Consider the following 22,116-nt stretch of genomic DNA (forward strand, 5'->3'; position numbering starts at 1 on the left):
TGATTGAAGTTCTGGTTTGAATTATAATATATTACGTAACGTTCTGTAAATAAATTATTTTGAGGGAGCTATCATGGATACTGAGCAAGACAAAACAACAGCTGTAGGTCGGCCAAGAAGCCAAAAAGCGTATGAAGCCGTGATGAAGGCGACTCTTGACCTTCTCAAATCGGGCAGGTACCCGAGCTTAACGATGGAAAAAATCGCAAAAGAGGCTGGTGTAGGAAAGCCTACGTTATACCGTTGGTGGCCTGGCGTTCCTTTTATCGTAATGGAGGCGCTGAAACTGCACGCGGGTACGGAGATCGGCCTGCCGGATTCAGGCCATCTCAAGAGCGATGTGCTTGAATATTTAAAGCGGACCTTCCGTTCCCTGATAGAAGGAAAGGATGAAATCGTATGCAGTTTGATGGCGGAAGCCCAATTTAACCCTGAATTTGCCGCAGCCTTTCGTGACAACTTTATCTTTTCGCGCAGAGCAGCCTTGATTCGGTTGTTGGAGCGGGGACAGCAGCGTGGCGAATTGCCCAGGGATACAGACTTGGAGCTTATCGCGGACTTGTGTTATGGACCGATGTGGTACCGGCTTCTGAACCGGCATTCGACCCTGGAGGATCCTTTTGTGGATAACCTCGTATCGTACTTATTCGATTCCCCGCGTCCGAAGAACTAAAAATAAAATTTGCCGGCTGATTTTAAAAATCGGTCGGCTTTTTTTGCATGGCGTTAATTACTTGCAGCGTCCCGTGTCTTGGTAAAAGGTCATCCAGCTTTAGCACCCGATCAAAATCAATGGGTAGACAGATACAGCAAAATCATTTATGTTATTACTTATTAAAAGTATTTTAATAAGTCCGGAAGGGGAGGGTGGCGGCAATGAATCCCGTGACGCACAATACGATGCGAGTCAAAAAGATGAATCAGGAGCTCGTGCGGCAAGCGCTCAAATCGATGAAGCAGGGTACCAAGTCGATGGTGGCACAAATGACCGGATTAAGCGTGGCGACCTGCGGCAGCATTCTGAACGAAATGCTGGAGACCGGTGAACTGCTCGAGCTGGATCGAGAGGAATCGAGCGGCGGCCGTCCGGCTAGACTGTATCAATATAATGTGAACTATGCTTATATCGCCTGCGTGATCATCCGGGCCGGCGTGAAGGTGCACTCCCTCACGTACAGGGTTGCTAACCTGGCCGGTGAAGCGGTAGAGGAGGGGCAGCAGGAAGCGGGCCGGATCGATGTAGCAGCGATTGAGAAACTGATCGACGGGCTCATCTCCCAATACCCGCAAATCCGGGCGGTTGGGATCGGTGTCCCGGGTGCGGTTTATCAGGGCGTGATCAATGTCAGCGATATACCTGAACTGATTCATGCCCCGCTGGAGGCGATCATTCGCGACAAACACGGGATCGAGGTCATACTGGAGAACGACATGAACTCGACCGTGTACGGCTTTTACCGGAAGCAGGAATATGACAGCGAGAAGTCGATTGCGGTTGCGACGTTTCTCGAAGGGAGCTTGCCGGGTGCCGGGCTAATCGTCGATGGACATATTCATCGGGGGAATACCCGCTTTGCCGGAGAGATCGCCTTTTTACCGTATGGTATTTCGCAGGCGGAGCAGCTGCGGCAGCTGCACGACCGGGAGACCTTCCATTCCCTGGCTGCGCATGCGGTGTCCAGCCTGATTGCAGTCATGAACCCGGAGACGATCGCTCTGACGGGAAGTCTGGTACAGGCAGATGATATCCATCTGATCCGCCAGGAATGCCTGAAGTATATCCCGGAGATGCATATGCCGCAGCTGGCGCTGCTGGAGCATCCGGATGAGGACTACATGTACGGGCTGACGACCATGACGTTGGAAAGCCTGGCTTATTCCCTGCAGTTGGTAGAGAAGCGGAGGTGAGGGTCAGCCCAATGACATCTTCGAAAAGTAAACCACATCCGGGAACGGTCCGGAATATTCTGTTTCTGCTGTTTGCCCTGCCGGGTCTATCCTTTGCGTCATGGGTCTCCCGCACGCCTGACGTTCGGGACACGCTTCAAGTCTCCACCGCCGGGATGGGCATGATTATATTTGCGATTGCCGCCGGTTCTTTGTTCGGTCTGCTTACGTCAGGTTCGATCGTAGCCCGGAAAGGCGCACGATTTGTCATCCTCATCAGCTCTTTGCTGATTGTGATTGGCTTTGTCGTTGCGGGAATCGGTACGTCGCTGGCTTCGGTACCCGTAGTTATTATCGGTCTAATTATTTTCGGCGGCGGCTATGGTACGGCAGAGGTTGCGCTCAATGTGGAGGGTTCAGCTGCGGAAAAGGCGTTGAACCGGACGCTCTTACCGGCGTTTCACGGCTTTTTCAGTGTGGGGACGCTTGTGGGCGCAGCACTCGGCGCCGCCGCGGTCGCCATCCATCTTCAGGTGATGGTCCATTTCACGATCCTTGCCTTAATTATGGCGGCAGCTGTGCTCTATAGCTGGCGTTACCTGCCTGAGGAGTCTGGGAAGGAACCGGCAGGTGCTGGAGCACCTAAAGGATCGGCGATTCAGCAGCAGTTAAGGATGTGGACGGAGAGGCGCACCTTGCTGATTGGAATCATCGTTTTGGGCATGGCGTTTGCCGAGGGTTCCGCCAATGACTGGCTGCCGCTCACCATGGTGGATGGATACGGGGTGAGCTCGCTGACAGGTTCATTTATTTACGGATTGTTCGTTGCGGCGATGACGCTGGGACGGTTTACGGGCGGATGGGTTCTGGACCGTTATGGCCGGGTGCCGGTGTTATCCGGATGCGCCGTGGCAGCCATTTTGGGGTTATCGCTGGTAATCTGGGGTCCGAATGACGTTGTGGCCTCCATAGGCGTTGTCCTGTGGGGACTTGGAGCTTCTCTTGGTTTTCCGGTCGGACTGTCGGCGGCGGGAGATGATCCTCAAGGCGCTGCCGCAAGAGTCGGAGCCGTGGCGACCACAGGCTACATCGCTTTTCTGGTGGGCCCGCCTGCGCTGGGGTTCCTTGGAGAGCATTTCGGGTTATTGCACGCACTGATCGCAGTGCTGATCGGCATTGGGATCGCAGGTTCTCTGTCTAGAGCAGCCAAGCCCGTGCAGCTGCACCAAACATTACATCAAGATGAGAGGGGGCTTCACTCCTGAGATGAAAACAGAAAAACAAAAGATGCTGGACGGCGAATTGTACGTCGCTGCCGACCCTGAATTGACGCGGGAGCGGGCATATGCCCGGCAAATGACCCGCATGTACAACCAGACGACCGAAACGGATGAAGCATTGCGGCTGAAAATCCTGAAGGAGCTGCTGGGCTCAACCGGGAACTTCTTGGCGATGGAGCCCAACATCCGCTTTGACTACGGCTACAATATTCACGTCGGTGAACACTTCTACGCCAACTTTGACTGTACCATCCTGGATGTGTGCGAAGTGAGGATCGGGGACAACTGCTTGTTTGGTCCCGGGGTTCACGTCTATACCGCGACTCACCCGGTGGATCCGTATGAAAGGATCAAGGGACCGGAATACGGCAAACCCGTAACGATCGGTGACAATGTATGGGTCGGCGGGAGGGCGGTCATCAACCCGGGCGTAACGATCGGCAACAACGTCGTCATCGCTTCCGGAGCGGTCGTGACCAAGAATGTTCCGGACAACATGATCGTGGGAGGCAACCCGGCGAAAGTCATTAAAACGATCGAAGCCTAAGTTGTGATAAAAAAAGGAATCGCCCGAGCGGAAACGGCCGCCGGGCGATTTTTACATTCCGGAAAAAGGGTTATCTCCGAGGGACGCCCATAGCTTAGTTGCTTATGGGTGAAAATTGATCTTCGAGTTTCACATTCGAGAATTTGGCAAAGTTTAATTGCTCGATCGCATTGGCCACATCGTTGCTGTCCACGGCAAAACCGACATAGACCGAATCCTTCATCGCGATGGTTCTCTGACCGATCGGCTTCCATTCCTTGCCATCCGTCGATCCGTAGGCGTAGAAGGTGTTGCCATTCCGGCCGAGCTTAAGCCAGTAGCCCTGCTCGACGCCGCCGATTTTGAACGGAATGTCGGGAACCAGCTGAATACCGGCTTCCTGCGCGCTGGATGCGCTGTCCAATGTTTCGGTCAAAGGATCAAAGCCTGAGCCCTGCTGATCTCTACCCGTCAGATAAGCCGACCAGCTTGTTTCTTTGGACAGCTTCACCCAGGATAATCCAAGGGCTGCAGTGGCGCTGTTATCCTGCAAATCATCACGGATCATCAGTCCGGTAAAGGCATGATTGTCAACGGCTCCGATGGCTTCCAGCTTCGCGGTGAATTCCATGTCTCCGGTCATTTCCTTATATACAAAATGAAAATCGTCTTTCGCAGCATCGTTTTCCGGCGACTGCTCGGTGCTTCCTTCGCTCGTTCCCAGCTTGCCGTTGCCTTTAACGGTGATTACGCCGTCCGTCAGACTTCCGGTCCCTTTAATATCCGGGCGGCCGATATCGGCCGATTCCCAGCCTGCATCAGCCAGCGAGCGCGGAGCCGCGTTGACATGGATCGTGGCTGCGGTCGTTTGGGTCGCATTTCCGTCCGTGTCCGTCACTCTGGCGGAAATATTGTAGGAAGCATCCTGAAGGCCCTTGATGGTGTACACATAGGCGCCGCCTTTTTTCACCGCTTCTCCAAGGTACTGCGATCCGTTGTATACGGCCACATTGTTGATTTTATTGCCGAATTTGGAGGAGGCTTTGACGTTGATCTCAATGTCCTCTCCCAGAGCAAACTGCAAATTGTTCGCCGGCGCCGCAAGCGTAGCATCCGGATTTTCGGCTGCATGGTCCATGTCGGCCAGGCTGTTGAGGTACAGCTCAAGCCAGGTGTAGCCCGTGCCGGTTACCGTCTTATAGGCATCTTGAATGCCCCAGATGTTGTTTTTCTTTTCCCATTGGTCGTCGATTCCGTTCCGATTCGTATCAAAATCGGCGCCGCGCTGCTCCTCGATCACGCCGAATGGGGAAACATACCCGCCAACCTCGTTTTCGGTGTTGATGTATCTGCCGAGGCCCTGCTCGACTTCCGCAACGATTCTTGCGTCGATGGCATCACGCCGCGGGTAGGTCGCACCCGCCTTCTGCAAAATGGCCTTCAGCAGCGGCTCATTTGCTTTTTCCACGCCGTGCTGCACGTAATCGTCAAACGCCGGATTGGTCACCCTGTGATTGACTCCCGTGCTGTCCGTAGAGAGATACGGTTTGGACGCAAAAGATGTCGGCTGGTCTCCGCTGGCGTCACCGGAGCTTTTCACCAATGGGGACGATTCGTCGAGCCATCCCGTCAGCTTGCCGTTGATCCGGTTCCCGGCGATGTAGAAGCCGCCAAGCTTTTTGGATTCGCCCGCATCGATGACCCGGCCGGTTACATTATCCCTTGTGCCTGGACCGGCGATTTCGATATTGTTCATATAATTCGTAAAGGTGAACCCTCCGCCATAGGTGCCGTTAAAGCCCCAGTTATAGATCACATTGTTGGAGAGCTGCACGACCGCCACGTGATCGGCATCCGCCGCGCCGGCATACCCGCCGCCGAGCCTTGGATTCCGGGAAGTGTGGCTGGCATACAGATTGTGATGGAACGTCGTTTTGTCTCCGCCGGCGATGCCGCCGTAGCCGTGTCTGCCTTTGGAATGCCCGGACAGGGTGAGGCTCTCCGAAATGAGGGACCATTGGACAGTGCCATTTTCGCCCCTGTACAGCGACAGCGTTTCATCGGTATTCCAGCTGAAGGAGCAGTGGTCAATGATAAAATAGTTGTTGTCCCTGCCCCAGAGCGCATCCATCGAATCGCTGCCGTTGTACACGTTGGTCGCCCCCGGCCGGAAGGAGAGGTACCGGAGGATGATGTTCTCCGAGTTGCTGATGTTGGTGTCCCAACCTGCAAGGGTAATGCCGTTGCCCGGCGCGGTTTGCCCGGCGATGGTCAGGTTTTTAATGTTTTTGAACAGCAGGGAGCTTTCCAGCTCGATCGTACCGGATACGTTAAAAACAATCGTGCGGCCTTCTTTCGGGGTGGACATAATCCCATAGCGAAGCGATCCCGGGACCGCCTTTTCGTTGGCGCCGTAATCTTCCAAGGTCGTGACGATATAGACGTCGCCCCCACGGCCGCCGCTCGTATAAGCCCCGCCGCCTTCCGCGCCCGGAAAAGCGGGAATCGATGCGCCCGCAAACTTCTGCTCATCCGCCGACTGGGCCGAAACCGAACCGGAATGCGGCATTCCCACAAATGGAAACGCTACCATAATACTCAACACAACAGCCATGCTTTTCATTCCTTTGTTCTTCTGTTTCATCCGCTTGCCGTGTAACATAAATGCACCCCTTACTGTTCGATTTGTCATTCGATCACACTTCCTCCCTTCAACGGCAAATGGAGCAGGAAGCCCGGTGGAATGCTGCGTTTCTCCGCTCCATGGAGCCGCTTACTGCTCTAACTTTAAATCTTTTAGGCTGCTTTTACCTGCCAAAAACGAATTTTTTTGTGCCAGAAGTTGCGCCCGGTGCTTGTGCAGATACAGACATCCATATTATCTTTTTCATAACAAACCAAGCTTGGCTGCCAGGGTTCACATCAGACCGAAACGGGGGATCGCAATGAAAATCAAATACCAGCACAGGGACCCGCAGTTTCATTTATTCATTTCCACCAACAATACCTATCCTCTGCATCTGCATAAAAACGTCGAAATTGCCATGGTCTTGTCCGGCGACATCCGTGTCCACATCGATCAACAAGAGTACGTCCTCTCCGAAGGGGACATGGCGATCATTTTCCCTAATCAGCCGCACGGCTATCAAACCATTGACCACAGCCAAATCCTGCTGATCTTCTTTGACGCTTCATTTCCGGGGGATTACACAGGAGATTTGCTTCATTATGTTCCGGACCACCCGGTCGTCCACAAACATCCGGTCGTATCAGGCACCCTGACCAGCTTGTACAAGCTGTATCACGAACCTGGCGACAGCCGATTGCTCAAGGCGTACATTTCGGTATTATTAGGGCATGTGCTGCCGCTGCTGTCTCTGAAAAGGGTGGATTACACAAAAGATATGGATCTCTTCCAAAAGATCCTTGCTTATATCGACCTTCATTTTCTGGAGGCGATCAACTTGGACACGCTTTCCAAAGAACTCGGGATCAGCAAGTTCCTCATTTCGCGAATTTTCTCCGAGCAGTTTCACGTCTCGTTCCGCGATTATATCAACGGTCAGCGGGCGGCCTACGCCCACATGCTGCTGCTGTCCACCGCCGATCCGGTCACCGAGATTGCGTTTGACTCCGGCTTCAACAGCTTGCGTTCGTTTTACCGCGTCTTCAAAAAGGAATACGGCATGACTCCGAACGAATTTCGCCGAAGCCTCCTGGATGGGATGCCTAAGAACGAATCGGCCCGGTGAGTGAAAAAGGCGGGGGACAGAAGTATGGGGGAATGACTCCCGTGACTTTTTAAAATGCAGTCAAATGTGATATACTGTTTATGGTATATACATTTTTTTGGGCGCATAATGGCTAAGGACGACTAGGGGGTAGATCTGATGAGTAATGAAGAAGTGACACCGGAAGAAGCGGCGAAGATGCTTCCTGCCGGCGCAGCGCTGAGCTGGGGACTGGTGAAGCCTCCGCAGCGGGGGCCCAAGCGGGAGATGAGCATCGACCAGATCGTGTCGAAGGCGATTGAAATCGCGGACCAGGACGGCCTCGCCGCCGTTTCGATGAACCGGATCGCGTCGGCGCTCGGTTTTACGGCGATGTCCCTTTATCGTTATATTCCAAGCAAAGACGACCTGCTCATCCTCATGCAGGATGCGGCATGCGATATTCCGCTGACTCCTGAGCGTCCCCAGCATGAATGGCGGGAGAGTATGCGCGAGTATGTACTCGGAACGGTCGCTATTTTTCGGAAACATCCATGGTATGGGGATATTCCGATCCTCGGCATTCCGATCACGCCTAACAATTTACGGATCGTCGATTGGGCGCTCCGGCCGCTGCGGGACATGCCTCTGGACGATTTTGAGAAAATGTCGATCGTTCTTCTGCTGAGCGGCTATGCCCGTCATTGCGGGATGCTCCAGCGCGACATCGACCGGGCCGTTCAGGCGGGTTCGAGCGAGGAGGAGTTCAGCGGAATCAATTATTCGGTGGCGCTTCAGACGCTGGTGAAGCCTGAACAATATCCGAACCTGTACCCGATCGTCATGTCCGGGGTTTATTCGGGCGAGAACGAGGCCGAAAATACGGTAGGCGATGATTTGGAATTCGGGCTGGAGCGGTTGCTGGACGGGATTGAACAGTATTTGAACCGGAAAATTAGCGGCGGCATACACAAATAAAGCTGCCGCTAAAAAAGGCTGCTTCCAGGGATAATTCCTTGGAAGCAGCCTTTATTCATTTCATTTGCGCTGATCTTACGCAGCGGTGTGGACGGCCTTCTTCTGTTCGCGAAGCATTCCGAGCGTGACTGCGGTGGCCAGGAGCAGGATGACGGCGGAGATCAGGCAGGTGGCGTGCATGGCGGTGATAAACGCTTCACGGGAAGCCTTCATGACCTGCGCGGCAGCATCCGCCGGTAAATGCAGGGCGGCGGCCGATGCGCCAGCAATGGTCTGCCCTGCTGCCTGGGCCGCATCCGGCGCGAGTCCTGAGGGCAGGAACGGGGTGACCGCATGGCGGTAGATGGCCGCAAGGACGCAGCCGAGGAGTGCGATGCCGAATGCGCCTCCGAGCTCGTTGGACGTTTCAATGAGGCCGCCGACGGCTCCTGCTCGATCGGCCGGAGCGACGCCTACGACATAATCGGTGACGAGGGTCATGACGGATACGATGCCCGCGGCGACCAAGGCGGCGCCGACGAGCAGCACGGTCAGCGGCGAGAAGCCTTCCAGGCGGACCTGGGTCAGTACGCCGAATCCGACTGCCGACAGGAGAAAGCCGCCGGCCATGACGCGCGGTCTTCCGTAGATTTGCGACAGTTTACCGGCAATCGGTGCCGCTGCGCCGACCACAACGGAAGGCGCCACGCTCCAGAGGGAAGCGACGAACGGGGAGTATCCAAGAACCGACTGGAGGAATTGGGTATTGATGAGCGAGCTGGCCATGAGCGTAAACGTAGCGATAAAGTTTACAAGGATCGAACCGCCGGTCCGCCGCTCCATCAGCGCACGGATATCGAGCAGCGGATTAAAGATGGTCAACTGGCGCCGTACGAACAGAATGCCGATGAGCAAGCCTGCGGCAAGCAGTGCAGCGGGAAGGATGGCCCAGCCGTCTTCCGCCAGCGTCTTCACGCCGTAAGTCACGGGAAGGATCGCGGCGAGCGCGAGAGTCGAGCTGAATACATCGACTTTGACTTTTGCCGTGCTGCGGGACTCCGGCAGCAAAAACGGCGCGATGATGAGCAGCAGGACCATGGCGGGGATATTGATGAGGAACACAGATCCCCAGGAGAAAGAGTCGAGAAGCAGGCCGCCGATAATCGGCCCGACGGTGACGCCGCCCGCCATGACGGCGCTCCAGATGGCCATCGCCTTCGTCCGCTGTGCCGGGTCCTGGAACATCGTGCGGACGAGCGCCAGCGTCGACGGCATGAGGGTCGAACCGGCGATCCCCAGAATCCCGCGGGCCAGGATCAGCGTTTCGGCCGACTGGGCGTACGCTGCGAACAAAGAGCTTAGGGCGAATCCGACGGAACCGATCATCAGCAGGCGCCGCCGTCCAATCCGGTCGCCGACGGCGCCCATCGTCAGCAGCAGCCCGGCGAGGATGAAGCCGTAAACGTCGAAAATCCATAATTGCTGGGTGGCGGTCGGCAGTAGATCCGCGGCAATGGCCGGTGCCGCGAAGAACAGGACGGACACGTCCATCGAGACGACCATCAGCGGGAGACAAAGGATGCAAAGCGCGATCCATTCTTTGCGGCCGGCCAATTTGGCCGCTGCGGGGGGTGAAATGCTCATTTAAAATTCCTCTCCTTATTGTTTATTATATAAACAGTAACTTCTGAAAACAGTATATTATATAAACAGTATATGGTCAACACAAAAGAAATGTATTTTTTCCACGGGTACGGGCGGAGCTCTATGGAGCATTGAAGAGCCGCATGATAAACCATATTTTTATTGCCCGACCCCATTTTTCTATGAGACAATCCGGGATATAATGGGTTCAATCCGGAATCGCGGGTAACCGATCGAACGATATGGAAGTGAAAGGGAGGCGGACGGCATGACCGAATACGAAAAACCAATCGTGGACATCACTTTGGTCGAGGAGATGATCAGTGAGCATCTGGGTGATGGTGCGGTAGAAATCACGCCGCTGCAAGGGGGGAACTTAAGCCGCGTTTTTTCCTTTAACCATGAAGGTCAAGGGTACGTGATCAAGTTCAGCGACCTGGAGGGGGCGTACCAGTCGGAAATCTACGTATCGGATCTGCTGTCCAGCCAGGGCATACCTTACCCCCGGTGCATCGGACATGGAAAAACAGGGAATCTCGAATATTCCATTTTGGAAAAGATAGAAGGCCGCAATCTGGCGGATTTTTCGGCTGAGGAGCAGCGAACCCGGCTTCCGGAGCTTATTCGGATTTTGACGCGCTTGAACCATATTGACCTGGGTGGAGCCCGTGGATACGGCTGGATCGGGGCGGGCGGTGACGGTGCGTTCCCAACCTGGAAGGATTATTGGGAATCCGTCTATGCGGAAGACCAAACGGGCAGCTTCTGGGAGAATTGGTACGCCTTATTCCATACCTCCTGTTTGGAGAAAGAGGTATTCGATGAAATTTACAGCCGGTTAACGGCTTATTCACACTTTAACGAACCGTACCGCTATTTTATACATGGGGATTTTCACCAGTGGAACATCTTATCTGACGGCAGCCGGATTACGGGAATTCTGGATTGCAACTGCGCTTACGGCGACTTTCTTGTGGATCTGGCCATTCTGGACCGGCACATGGACGGGCACAACGTCGTACAGGCTTATCAGAACCATCAAGCGCAAGCGGGTATCGTCATCCCCGATTTCAATGAGAGATTAAAGGGCGCTTATTACTTCAAAGGACTGGACGGACTTCGCTTCTATGCCAAAATGGGATGGACCGACGCTTACGAATATACACGCAACTTCCTTCTGGGCTTGGACAAATCATAAGTCTGTTGTTACGTGCTCGGATGGAACGGTTTGCATTTGTGTTTTGGCAACTCCGAGTGCCCTGTTCCCCCACAGCGTCTGCTCAACAAACGGGGCTTGCTCCGCTCTGCATTGGACGATCAATATCACTTCACCGGCTGTGGTCTTGACCGTTCGGATCTTTTTTCGTTTCACAAGGTTTTTGATCAAATCGTAAACAAAGCCAATAGCAAATCCCACAGCCGCTCCAATTAGCCCCCAATAGACCGGACCCCAATGGAGAACAAATCCTCTGGATACCCCAATGGTCCCGCCCATCATGGCTAGGATAAGCCCGATATCGATTAACGAGGTTCCGTCCGTACCATGCATCGTATCAACCAACTTCATATCCATCGAACGATTATCCAGGGGTACAGCGTAAATCTGGACGACATCGTTTTCCTTAAGCTTGCTTATAGCCAGCTCAACGTAGTGTGAATGCTGAAATGTAGAGAAAAATTGGATTCCCATTAGACTTTTTCTCCCTTATGCAGTACAAAATTTTGCGGCTGATAGTTTTCTTTCAAATAATCGGCTTGTTCCCAATCAAACAGTTTTGTCAGCTCTACGGCATTCGTGTAAGAATCATACATGGTAAAGAAATAGACCGAGGGGAAGTAAAGGAACCACTGAACTCCAATCACTTCTCTAGATTTCGGGAAGTCTCCCAGCAAAACGTAATGCAGCGCTTCGATCATATTGGACTGAATGACAATCATCATAGTCATAACAAGCGTCAGAACAGCAGCTAAGATTCGATGAATATATAGTTGTCCAAGACTTGGAATTGTCATTGCCCAGACTAACGCAATCCATGGCTTTTTCTTGTCCAGATAATTGACCTCGAAGGGGCTCATCGAAAAATTCGGGTATTTGGCATTTTCCCTTTTCGCCAGCAGGTGAATCTTATTGATATCGACTGTGGTCCGGTAACTGTCCCATATGGCAAATAAATAAACGGGGATATAGAGATATATGTACTTTTCATTTAATACAGCCTTTGCGTGGGCGATATCTCCGTTAAAAGAATAAACAATGGCCGTATTCAGCTGAGTCTTTTGGTTGATATAAAATTCCCAAAAAAACAATGCAAAGCCGGAAATGAATTTGTGTAATAAGATGTGGCCGAATCCAGGAAAAGCTACGGACCATAACGCTACGACCAGGGGATTACGCTGGTGAAGCTGGATGGTGCCGAACGTCGTGACAAAGGCATGATAATAACGATTTCTATATTTGGCTCTAAAGTTATCCACTTTTCAACGCTCCAATGGAATACAGTGTAATCGAATTTTTTGTCAATTGGCGAAAGATTATTCTTCTTTGGGAGATATAACGCGATTGGCTTAAAGAAGACATGGAATTAGCGGGATTACTTTGGGGAAGTTTAAGGTCAATCCATGGACGATGAATGGTGCAAAAAAAGGAGCTGCATTACTTTTGTCAGACCGATATCCTTCCTTTGAAGAAATCAAAGATGTAGATCGTAAACTTACTGAAATGAGAAGACTGTATTATTATCGCCATGACCTGTTCTCGATTCAATGGTGGTTTTTGTTGGTGCTTTTGATTGTGCCGTGGATCATTTGGTGGAAAGTGGTTGATAAATCAAGACTGAAGGATATTTTACTTTACGGTTTTGCAATAACCATCGTTATTGTTCTTCTGGATGATATTGGAAGTGAGCTCGGATTATGGTCTTACCCTCATCAAGTCTTCAGGCTGATTCCTCGCTTAAGCCCGATTGATTACTCCGTATTACCTGTCATTCATATGTTGATCTATCAGTATTTCAGAAGTTGGAAGTCATTCTTTGTTGCCAACGTCATACTGGCCCTAGGAGCTGCCTTCATTGCAGAGCCTTTCTTTGTCTGGATTGATATTTATGACATGGACCATTGGAAATCTATTTATTCGTTCCCGCTATATATAGCTAAAGCCTGTTTTGTTAAGTGGTCGCTGGAGTTCATGCTATCCAGGGCAAACCGATCACAACAAAAACCTGCGAACTAAAAGAGGGCATTGAGCCCGCTTTTAGTTCCAGGATACAATATTGATAGACTGAATAACGCATCGAAGGCGGATTCGATGCGTTATTTTATGATTTGTTATACGGTACTCTCTTCCTGAAACTGGTTAACCTTGGTGAAAAGGGAGAGCTGTGCCCATGGATTACTGCTGTCCTTTGGCAAGAATCCGGAATGTAATGCCGAATGGATCCGTCACATTGCCGTAAGCGGGACTGAAGAAGCTGGCTTCAAGCGGCGTGTTCACTTGACCGCCCTGTTTCAAGGCGTCAAAGTATCGTGCGGCCTGATCTTTGTCATCGGTTTGCACAACGATGGTCACTGGCGAGCCCTTCTGGTAGCTGCTGCCGGTAACAAGGTCGGACAGTTGGAGCTGCGATTCGCCGATGACCAAGACCGCAAAGGATATCCAGTCTTTTTTCTCCGGCGGCAGCGGGGATTCCGGATTTTCCGGTAAATCGCCCAGCCGCTGTGCATAGACAATCTTGGCTTCCAGCGCTTTGACGTAAAAATCGATGGCCTCATTTGCTTGACCGTTCATTTCAATAAAAGGGATTAAACTCGTGCTCACAACACTCATCTCCTGTACATGTTTTTTACCGGGATACCGACGGACCTTTTATTTGGCAGCGGGATTCCCTTCACTACCCATGTCGTTCGCTGGCAGGTAAACGTGACCGTTAAAGTTAATATATTTTTTTGCGATTTATTTTACGATTTCGGTCACATCCGATAGATTTCTTACGACATATGAGTAATAAGGAAAAGGAAAGGTTGGGGCGCGTGAACAATCACAACGGGCTTGCAGAACAATTCGAATCGCATCGGAATCACCTTCAGTTTGTGGCTTACCGAATACTGGGATCACAGAATGAGGCGGATGACGCCGTACAGGAGTCATGGATACGTCTTAGCCGTTCGGATATGAGCAGCGTGGAAAATATCGGGGGATGGATGACGACGATCGTCTCGCGGGTCTGTTTGGATATGCTCCGAGCCCGTAAATCACGGCATGAAGATCTGACGATAGATCGTGCACCAGAGCCGGTTACCCACTTCCGTGACGGAAGCGACCCGGAGTATGAAGCGCTGATGGCCGACGCTGTGGGGAATGCCATGCTTGTGGTCTTGGGAACATTAAGTCCCGCCGAACGAATCGCGTTCGTGCTGCACGATATTTTCGGCATGTCTTTCGCGGATATCGCTTCCATCCTGGGGAGAAACGAGGCGGCAGCCAGAAAGCTTGCCAGCCGTGCACGTCAACGGGTGAAGGGGGATGAATCGGCTTCGAGAGCAGAAGAACTCAGGCGCAAACAGGAGCTGGTAGATGCATTCCTTGCTGCATCGCGCGCCGGAGATTTTGAGAAACTTCTCTCTATCCTGGATCCGGATGTGGTGACACGAAACGATCCGGCATTTCCGCCGGCCGCAAACGCGCCGGTTGTTCATGGTTCGCAAGCTGCGGCCAAGCAATTCGCCGGCCGTGCCCAAGGCGCCCAGCCTGCGCTCGTGAACGGTTCCGTAGGCGCCGTGATAGGTCCGCTTGATCAAATCCTGTTCGTACTCGTATTTACGGTAAAGAATGATAAAATCACCGAAATCGAAATGATTGCCGATCCGGCGCGCCTGCGCCAGCTTGACCTGGCCTTGTTGAACGATTAACGGGTATAAAGAACACGGAGAAAAGATCATTGAAGCAAGGAAATGGCACCGTTTGCAGCCGTAAGGCTTGCAGCGGGTGCCTTTTTTTGTTCCCAAACCCCGGTCAGGACAACCGGTATACTCTGGCTTCATAGGGGCGCAGCTCAATGCGGTCTCCTTCCGCGTCAGGCGGCAGATCGTAATTGCTGATCAGCAGGTCTCGCGACATGCCCCGCAGCGTTTTCGGCCATTCCATGATCGGCGTATCATCAAAAAAGTTAAGGATGACCAGGATGGTATCTTGCTCCAGCGTACGGGTGTAAACATAGAGATCCGGATCCAATGGAAGCAGCAGCTTGTACTCTCCGTAGATCAACGCTTTATGGGTCTTACGCAGGGAGAGCATCCGCTTGTAGTAATGATAAATGGAATCCGGGTCCTTTATCGCCGAAGCCACGTTTACATCCGTATAATTGGGGTTAACCTTGATCCAAGGTTCGCCGGTCGTAAAGCCGGCTTGAGGTCCGTCGTCCCACTGCATCGGGGTGCGGGCGTTATCCCGGCTCTTCGCCTGGATGGCCTGCATCGTCTGGTCGATCGGCTTGCCTTGAAGATGGGACTGCTCATAGTAATTCAAGGTTTCCACGTCCCGGTAGTCGCCGATTTGGTCAAAGGCTGCATTGGTCATCCCGATTTCTTCGCCTTGGTAAATGTATGGCGTCCCTTCCAGGGTGAGCATGAAGGTCGCCAGCATTTTTGCTGATTGGACGCGGTACTGCTTGTCATTGCCGAACCTTGAGACGGCTCTGGGCTGATCATGATTGCCGAGGTAGTTCGCATTCCAGCCCTGGTTATGCAGTGTAGTCTGCCAACGGCTCATCACTTTTTTGAGCTCCAGCAGCGTCCACGCTCGGGATTCCCACTTACCGGTGCCGTTTGAGGCGGAGTCCAGCGTCATATGTTCGAACTGAAACACCATGTTCAGCTCATGGCGCTGGTCTCCCACATACTCCAAAGCCTGCTCCGGGCCGAGTCCCGAGGTTTCGCCGACGGTCATGATATCGTAGTCCATCAGCACTTCCTCGTTCAGCTTTTTGAGCATAAAATGGACTTTTTCCAGGTTGGAAAATAGCTGGTACGCCCTCACGACAGGGAGATGCTGGGGATTGTCGGCATCCGGCAGTCCTTTCGCCTTTACGATGTGGGCGATGGCATCAAAGCGGAAGCCGTCCACGCCTTTTTCCAGCCACCACCGGATCATTTGGTACAATTCATGTACCATTTCTTCGTTTCTCCAGTTCAAATCCGGCTGATGCTTGGAATACAGATGCATATAGTATTCGTCCGTCTCCGGATCCATCTCCCACACCGAGCCGCTGAAATAGGACTCCCAGTTGTTCGGGTACAGGCCGTTGACCCCTTTGCGCCAAATATAAAAGCTTCGCTTTGGGTTGTCGGTCGACGATTTCGATTCCTTAAACCAGGGATGCTGGTCGGAGGTATGGTTCAGCACGAGGTCCATCATGATTTTCATCCCTCTGGCATGGGCTTCTTGCAGCAAATCATCGAAATCCTCCATCGTGCCGAATTCAGGATTGATCGCGTAGTAGTCGCTGATGTCATATCCGTTGTCTTTGCCGGGAGACTCGTAAATCGGGCAGATCCAAATGACATCGATCCCGAGGTCCTTTAAATAATCCAGCTTGGAAATGATTCCGCGAAGGTCACCTTTGCCATCTCCATTGGTATCCATGAAGCTGACGGGATAAATCTCGTACACGGCGGCTTCTTTCCACCAGGTTTCGTTCATGTGCGCATTCCTCCTGTCCGTGCATGAAATGGGTTGTACGGGAATTAACCGTGTCCCCCTTGAAAAGCGGGGTATTTGGTCATCCCGCCATCCGCAAACAGGGTAATGCCCGTAACATAACTGGATTCGGAGGAGGCCAGCCAGGCGGCTGCAGCCGCGATTTCCTCCGGCTTGCCGATATACCCGAGCGGGATCAGCGCCTCAACGCTTGCTTTGGCGGCGGGATCGGAAAACTTGGCGGCATTGATCGGCGTATCGATCGCACCGGGACCGAGGCTGTTGACGCGGATTCCCTTCGGCGCAAATTCCAGCGCCAGCGTCTCCGTCATCATCTTGATCCCGCCCTTGCTCGCGGCATAATGCACGAAATGGGGCCACGGAATCATCTCGTGCACGCTCGAAACGTTGATGATCCGTCCCTTGATCCCGTGTTCCAGCATGTAATCGATCGCCTCGCGGCAGCCGAGGAAAGCCCCGGTCAAATTCACGTCCAGCACCTTGCGCCAGTCCTCCAGCGTCAAATCCTCCGAGGGAACTTCGTTTTCGATGCCCGCGTTGTTGACCATGACGTCCAGCGAGCCGAAATGCTCATGCGCGGCGGCTACCAGCTTTTTGACATCCTCTTCACGAGTGACATCGCCGTACACGCCTATCGCTTGACCGCCGCTTTGTTCAATCTCCTGGATGATCGAATTCACTTCCTGCTCCCCGCTGCGATAGTTAATGACCACATTCATCTTTTCCCGACCGAACCTCAGCGCCATTGCCCGTCCGATGCCGGAAGAAGCTCCGGTAATAATGGCTGTGTTGCCTTCAAGATCTTTGTACATAATCATTCCCTCCTGTCGTCCCATCAAAATGACTACAATAGTATTTAACCGGAACGGGCATGGTTCAACAGGGCGGGGTCATAACTTCCGTCGAAGAAACGGCATTATAGTATCGGGATCAGTCTATGAGTCATTTCCATTTGACAATATCGTTCGATAGGTGTAATTTATAACTAACCAGTTAGTTATTAAAGCTAATGGCGTATACTAAGAGAGTGGGAGAGGATTCGAAATGAATGATCGTACTTGGCTGATCACCGGCATTAGCAGCGGCTTTGGACGTCAAATGACGGAGCAGCTTTTGAAACGCGGGGAACGGGTTGCGGGAACGGTCCGCAATATGGAGGCTGTGAATGATTTGCAAGCAAAATACGGCGACCTATTATGGGTTTCCAAGCTGGATGTCACCGATACACTCGCCATACACCGGGTTGTGGACAACGCTTTTCATGATCTAGGCAGCATTGACGTTGTGGTCAACAACGCGGGATACGGCCTTTTCGGCGCAGCAGAGGAGTTGACAGATGAGCAGATACGCCATCAGCTTGAAACGAACCTGATCGGATCCATCCAGGTGGTGCGTGCGGCTCTTCCACACTTGCGGAAACAAGGCTATGGGCGGATCCTCCAGCTGTCGACCGTAGGCGGCCAGGCCGCTTTCCCGGGCAGTTCTTTGTATCATGCGAGCAAATGGGGAATTGAGGGGTTTGCCGAATCCGTCATGGCTGAAGTTGCCCCTTTTAATATAGGCTTCACTATTGTGGAGCCGGGCAGTGCAAGGACAAATTTCCGGTATCAAAGCTCCGCGCTGGCACCAAAGATAGATGCTTATGAGGCCTCCCCGGCCATCCATGCGCGGCGGATTATCGAAGAAGCCAAGGCACCCTCGCTAGGGGACCCTGCCAAAATGGCTGCTGCGATGATCAACAGTGTAGACCAGAATCCGGCGCCTAAAAGAATCGTGCTGGGCAGCGACGCTTATTCGACGATTCATAAAGCTCTTACCGAGCGGCTGGCGGAATTGGAACAGCAAAAGGATCTCGCTTTTTCAACCGATTTTGACTGATTTCCATTTGAACATAGCGGCTAATGTAGGCGATAAGTCTTCGTTAGCCGCTCTTTCATGATCTGGTCATGCGAAGCGAGGGCTAAACCCTGGTAAGCTTATCCGGGTTTCGTACGATATAGACTCTGGACAGCTTGCCGCCCCGGAGCTGCATAAAGACAGCTTTCACGGTATCGTCCCCCGAACGGATGACGATGCCGGACCCGCCATTCAGAGGGGCAATCTCGGAGTGAAGATTTCCTTGATCATAGGGCTGTATACCCTCGAACACGGCGGCAAGGAATCGGGCGACTTGATCGCGTGTCTGTATTGGACGGGTGGCCGCAGTTACTTTTCCGCCTCCATCGGAGACGAGCATGACGTCTTCAGTCAGCAGGGAGAGCACATGATCGACGTTTCCTTGCTTCAGCGACGTGAGGAAACGGCCAACCCATTCCATATCGGGGGCTTCGGCTGAGATCGTCTCCTCTTCGGATATGCCCATCTTGCCCTTTGCCCGGCTCATCAGCTTGCGGCAATTTGCTTCTTGTTTGCCGAGCATTTCGGCAATTTCCGGATAATCGAAGCCCAGCGCCTCGCGCAGCACGAAAACGACCCGCTCTGTCGGCGTCAGCCGCTCAAGCATGACGAGCATGGCGTAAGACAGCAGGTCGCGGCGAACGACCGCCGTCTCGAGCGTATCCGTTTCCGGCGTCCGGATCGGCTCAGGGAGCCACGGACCGACGTACATTTCCCGCTTTTTGCGCGCCGTCTTTTGCAGATTGAGGCAGTGATTAGTGACCATTTTGCATAAATACGCTTTGGGCTCCTCCAAACGTTCGGGGGGCAAGCCGTACGCCTTTAAGAACACGTCCTGCACCGCATCTTCCGCGTCAGCCGCAGACCCTGTCAACTGATAAGCCAGCGTGAACAGCAGTGCTTTATATTTCCCGTACAGCTCCTCCATTCGTGTCTCTCCTTTTCAAGGGCGTGCATGCGGAGTTTCCATGCCAGTTCTTTCATTTTCAATAAAAAACCACATTTACGTCAAGAAAAAAAGGGCGGTGAAAACTCACCGGCTGCCGAAATTCAGGTCTGGTCAATATGAAGAAGCCGCCCCATTTGTCATCATGACATCTGGGACAGCTTTGTCTTGAAATCCGCAGCTGCACGATGCTGCCTATCGTTCGTGGGTGGTTTGGATTTTTATCAATTGATCGATGATTTCCTGAGGCTCCATACGCTTCATGAAGTCCGGATTGACATAAACGCGGCGGATATTCCCTTCCTGATCTATAATAAACGTGGCCGTAAGCGGCAGGATCCAGCGATCGGTTTGGTTGAACTCGGTGAGGTCCAGGCCGAAATTGTTGTAGGCATCCTGCAGGTAATCCGGCAGCTCATACAGGATTCGGTAGCTTTCTGCGACACGCCCGTTCGGATCGCTCAGCACCTGGAAGGTTAGTTCTTCCTTCTCCTTATGCGACAGCGAGTTGTCGGGGCTCTGCAGGGAAACGGCGATCAGTCGGCCACCAAGTTTCACAATATCCGGCAGCATTTGTTGATAAGCCCGAAGCTGGATATTGCAGAAGGGACACCAGCTGCCGCGGTAAAATGTCAGAATGACCGGACCTTTCGCAAGCTCGCGATACAAATTCACCTGTTCACCGAGCGGACCCGTTAGCGTAAAATCCGGTGCTTTGTCCTCTTCGGTGAGGCCGAAAACGACGCCGGACTCCTGCTGCTCCTGAATGTGCCGAAAAACTTGCGACTGCACCTCTTGAGGCGCTTTGACAACAAAACCTTCCTTTGCTTGATCCAATAATGCTTTGACCGCCATGGAACAACACTCCCTTGAAAAAGTGGTAGGGTAAATCCAATGATCATTTCTCAGCTTTATGACGTTCTGCACATATAACAAGGTAAGGGTCTGATTTGTGACATGGGGAACGAAAAAAAACGGCGGATAAAAACAAACAAGCGTCCTGATCATTCAGGGCGCTTGTTTATTGGCGGCTATTTCCACTTTTTATATTCATTTGGCGTGACGCCGACCACTTTCTTAAACAGCTTATTAAAGTAAGCGGGATCCGCATATCCTACCTCCGCTCCGATTTGGTGCACCTTCATGTTCGTCTCGGTCCGCAGAAGGCGTTTGGCGTTTTTCAGTCGTACGTCGGTGATGTACTCGGTCAGCGTCAGACCGGTTTCCTGTTTGAACAGCTTGCTGAGGTAGCTCGGTGTCAGATACACCATGGCCGCCAATGTGTTCAGCTCGGCATGCTCGCTGTAATGCTCGGCGATCCAGCGCTTGACGATCTCTACGGCTTTACCGCCCATCTCGCTGCGCAGTCCGTACACTTTCTCCAGCGCCGACCTGAACACCTCCACAAAGCATTCTTCCATGCCGGAGAAGCTCATGCAGGCTCGCAGCTGCGTCTCCAGCCGGGCGCGGGCTTCTTTGCCCCGGATCTCCCGGTACTCCTGCACTTCCCGGCATGCCATATCCTCCAGCAGACTGCAGACACGGACGATCGTCCCGGTACCTGCACGCTGCTCTTTCAGCCGCTCAAAGCCCTGACGGACGCATTCCAGCACGGCTGGAATATGGAGGAGCTGCAGCTGCTCGGCAAGGTTCATGCCGCGGACGGCATCCTCCGCTTCGACGATGTCTCCGAAAGCTTCCCCGGCATAACCGGCGGCATAATATAGGGCCGAATCTGAGTATAAGCCCAGGTCGCAGGCTCGCATGGCTTCTTCATAGGAGGCTCTGAGTTCGGCAGTGCCGTTGTGGATGCGGCTGAATCCGATATGAACCGCCGTTTCCTCTTCGCTTGGTTCCTCCGCGCCGCCCAGCAGACGGGCGATCCGGTCCAATTGTTCTTGCCCCGGAGCTTCCGGAAAATAAAAGACCCAGGCGAGCATTCGCTCCTGGACCGAGATCCAGTCACAGACGAGCTCCGGGTGCTGCTGGATCCGCCCGGCTGCGGCTTCCAGCGACCCGCCTTTCTGAACGAACGTGGCATAACAGGACAGGGGCAGCCCGGTATCCTCGGATAGATAGGGGAGGGGAGACTCGCTCAGAAAGCAGGAATGAAGCAGCCGCTTGCGGCTCAAGGCTTCTTTCTCGAGCGAAGACTGATGCTCCTCGTCCAATTGGTACAACAGCTCAAACAGCTGTTCTTTGTTGATCGGCTTGAGCAGATAGTCGACCGCGGAAGCGCGGATCGCTTCCCTGGCATAGTTAAATTCAGTGAAACCGCTCATCAGGATGGAACGGACGTGCGGGCGGGCAGCCTTCAGCTGCTTGATCAGATCTAGACCGTCCACAACCGGCATCCGGATATCGGTAATAACCACATCGACCTCCAGGCCGGGAAGGCTGTCCAGTACATCCTTGCCGTCCGGAAACTGCCCGACCACACGGAAGAGGCCGCTTTCCTTTTCGATCATGCGCGACAGGCCTTCGCGAATCAGAACTTCATCGTCCACAATCACAATTCGAAGCATATTTCTCTCCCGCCTTTGCTGTAATGATGT

20 protein-coding genes are annotated in these 22,116 nt (G+C 52.8%); 10 read left to right on the forward strand and 10 right to left on the reverse strand.

What is annotated here, in order from left to right; genetic code table 11:
• The first annotated feature begins 73 nt into the window (after positions 1 to 73).
• The 4 genes from BCV73_RS04340 to BCV73_RS04355 all read left to right on the forward strand — a co-directional run bounded on the left by BCV73_RS04340 (position 74) and on the right by BCV73_RS04355 (position 3,714).
• Positions 74 to 673, forward strand: coding sequence for a TetR/AcrR family transcriptional regulator (locus BCV73_RS04340; RefSeq protein WP_089546217.1), 600 nt, complete (start codon positions 74 to 76; stop codon positions 671 to 673).
• Between the two features lie 203 nt (positions 674 to 876).
• The gene (locus tag BCV73_RS04345) at positions 877 to 1,908 is read left to right on the forward strand and encodes an ROK family protein (RefSeq protein ID WP_076169160.1); all 1,032 of its coding nucleotides are present in this window, start codon (positions 877 to 879) and stop codon (positions 1,906 to 1,908) included.
• 11 nt (positions 1,909 to 1,919) lie between these two features.
• Positions 1,920 to 3,152, forward strand: coding sequence for an MFS transporter (locus BCV73_RS04350; protein WP_089546218.1), 1,233 nt, complete (start codon positions 1,920 to 1,922; stop codon positions 3,150 to 3,152).
• Position 3,153: 1 nt separating this feature from the next.
• Positions 3,154 to 3,714, forward strand: a complete 561-nt coding sequence (locus tag BCV73_RS04355; RefSeq protein WP_089546219.1) for a sugar O-acetyltransferase — start codon at positions 3,154 to 3,156, stop codon at positions 3,712 to 3,714.
• A gap of 94 nt (positions 3,715 to 3,808) precedes the next feature.
• Here the strand turns inward: BCV73_RS04355 and BCV73_RS04360 are convergent, their stop codons facing one another.
• Positions 3,809 to 6,307 (reverse strand): Ig-like domain-containing protein, encoded by a 2,499-nt coding sequence (locus BCV73_RS04360; RefSeq protein ID WP_089546220.1) that lies wholly within the window; start codon positions 6,305 to 6,307, stop codon positions 3,809 to 3,811.
• 331 nt (positions 6,308 to 6,638) lie between these two features.
• Here BCV73_RS04360 and BCV73_RS04365 point away from each other — a divergent pair, with 331 nt between their 5' ends.
• Both BCV73_RS04365 and BCV73_RS04370 read left to right on the forward strand, forming a co-directional pair.
• The gene (locus BCV73_RS04365) at positions 6,639 to 7,445 is read left to right on the forward strand and encodes an AraC family transcriptional regulator (protein WP_179231883.1); all 807 of its coding nucleotides are present in this window, start codon (positions 6,639 to 6,641) and stop codon (positions 7,443 to 7,445) included.
• Between the two features lie 138 nt (positions 7,446 to 7,583).
• Positions 7,584 to 8,381, forward strand: coding sequence for a TetR/AcrR family transcriptional regulator (locus tag BCV73_RS04370; protein WP_089546222.1), 798 nt, complete (start codon positions 7,584 to 7,586; stop codon positions 8,379 to 8,381).
• 75 nt (positions 8,382 to 8,456) lie between these two features.
• Here the strand turns inward: BCV73_RS04370 and BCV73_RS04375 are convergent, their stop codons facing one another.
• Positions 8,457 to 10,004: an MFS transporter gene (locus BCV73_RS04375; protein WP_089546223.1), complete on the reverse strand. Its 1,548-nt coding sequence runs from the start codon at positions 10,002 to 10,004 to the stop codon at positions 8,457 to 8,459.
• A gap of 268 nt (positions 10,005 to 10,272) precedes the next feature.
• Between BCV73_RS04375 and BCV73_RS04380 the strand changes: the two genes are divergently transcribed.
• Positions 10,273 to 11,202, forward strand: a complete 930-nt coding sequence (locus BCV73_RS04380) for a phosphotransferase family protein (RefSeq protein WP_089546224.1) — start codon at positions 10,273 to 10,275, stop codon at positions 11,200 to 11,202.
• Here the strand turns inward: BCV73_RS04380 and BCV73_RS04385 are convergent.
• Both BCV73_RS04385 and BCV73_RS04390 read right to left on the reverse strand, forming a co-directional pair.
• Entirely contained in the window at positions 11,197 to 11,694 is a 498-nt protein-coding gene (locus BCV73_RS04385; RefSeq protein ID WP_244879198.1) for a YqgE/AlgH family protein, read from the reverse strand. The two genes, BCV73_RS04380 and BCV73_RS04385, sit on opposite strands and share 6 nt — an antisense overlap.
• Entirely contained in the window at positions 11,694 to 12,479 is a 786-nt protein-coding gene (locus BCV73_RS04390) for a hypothetical protein (protein ID WP_076169153.1), read from the reverse strand. The genes BCV73_RS04385 and BCV73_RS04390 overlap by 1 nt, the downstream gene beginning before the upstream one ends.
• 151 nt (positions 12,480 to 12,630) lie before the next feature.
• Here BCV73_RS04390 and BCV73_RS04395 point away from each other — a divergent pair, with 151 nt between their 5' ends.
• Positions 12,631 to 13,236 carry a CBO0543 family protein gene (locus BCV73_RS04395; RefSeq protein WP_076169613.1) on the forward strand — a complete coding sequence of 202 codons (606 nt, stop codon included), beginning with the start codon at positions 12,631 to 12,633 and terminating at the stop codon, positions 13,234 to 13,236.
• Positions 13,237 to 13,395: 159 nt separating this feature from the next.
• Here BCV73_RS04395 and BCV73_RS04400 read toward each other — a convergent pair whose 3' ends face one another.
• Entirely contained in the window at positions 13,396 to 13,821 is a 426-nt protein-coding gene (locus BCV73_RS04400; protein ID WP_089546225.1) for a VOC family protein, read from the reverse strand.
• A 179-nt stretch (positions 13,822 to 14,000) separates the two neighbouring features.
• Between BCV73_RS04400 and BCV73_RS04405 the strand changes: the two genes are divergently transcribed.
• A complete protein-coding gene (locus tag BCV73_RS04405; RefSeq protein WP_481855776.1) occupies positions 14,001 to 14,912 on the forward strand; it encodes a sigma-70 family RNA polymerase sigma factor in 912 nt (303 codons plus the stop codon).
• Positions 14,913 to 15,015: 103 nt separating this feature from the next.
• On the opposite strand, the gene BCV73_RS04410 is transcribed toward BCV73_RS04405, so the two are convergent.
• Together BCV73_RS04410 and BCV73_RS04415 are read right to left on the reverse strand one after the other, a co-directional pair.
• Complete coding sequence (locus tag BCV73_RS04410; RefSeq protein WP_089546226.1) at positions 15,016 to 16,701, reverse strand: glycoside hydrolase family 13 protein; 1,686 nt, start codon at positions 16,699 to 16,701, stop codon at positions 15,016 to 15,018.
• Positions 16,702 to 16,745: 44 nt separating this feature from the next.
• Positions 16,746 to 17,531, reverse strand: a complete 786-nt coding sequence (locus tag BCV73_RS04415) for a glucose-1-dehydrogenase (RefSeq protein ID WP_089546227.1) — start codon at positions 17,529 to 17,531, stop codon at positions 16,746 to 16,748.
• 232 nt (positions 17,532 to 17,763) lie between these two features.
• On the opposite strand from BCV73_RS04415, the gene BCV73_RS04420 reads away from it, so the two are divergent.
• The gene (locus tag BCV73_RS04420; RefSeq protein ID WP_089546228.1) at positions 17,764 to 18,597 is read left to right on the forward strand and encodes an SDR family oxidoreductase; all 834 of its coding nucleotides are present in this window, start codon (positions 17,764 to 17,766) and stop codon (positions 18,595 to 18,597) included.
• An 82-nt stretch (positions 18,598 to 18,679) separates the two neighbouring features.
• Here BCV73_RS04420 and sigJ read toward each other — a convergent pair whose 3' ends face one another.
• The 3 genes from sigJ to BCV73_RS04435 form a co-directional block, all read right to left on the reverse strand.
• Positions 18,680 to 19,543, reverse strand: coding sequence for an RNA polymerase sigma factor SigJ (gene sigJ, locus BCV73_RS04425; RefSeq protein WP_089546229.1), 864 nt, complete (start codon positions 19,541 to 19,543; stop codon positions 18,680 to 18,682).
• A 213-nt stretch (positions 19,544 to 19,756) separates the two neighbouring features.
• Complete coding sequence (locus BCV73_RS04430; protein WP_089546230.1) at positions 19,757 to 20,416, reverse strand: peroxiredoxin-like family protein; 660 nt, start codon at positions 20,414 to 20,416, stop codon at positions 19,757 to 19,759.
• Positions 20,417 to 20,592: 176 nt separating this feature from the next.
• Positions 20,593 to 22,086, reverse strand: a complete 1,494-nt coding sequence (locus BCV73_RS04435) for a response regulator (protein WP_089546231.1) — start codon at positions 22,084 to 22,086, stop codon at positions 20,593 to 20,595.
• Between the last annotated feature and the right edge of the window lie 30 nt (positions 22,087 to 22,116).

The organism is Paenibacillus sp. SSG-1, assembly GCF_002224835.1.
In the GTDB taxonomy this organism is placed as follows: Bacteria; Bacillota; Bacilli; order Paenibacillales; family Paenibacillaceae; genus Paenibacillus_AQ; species Paenibacillus_AQ favisporus.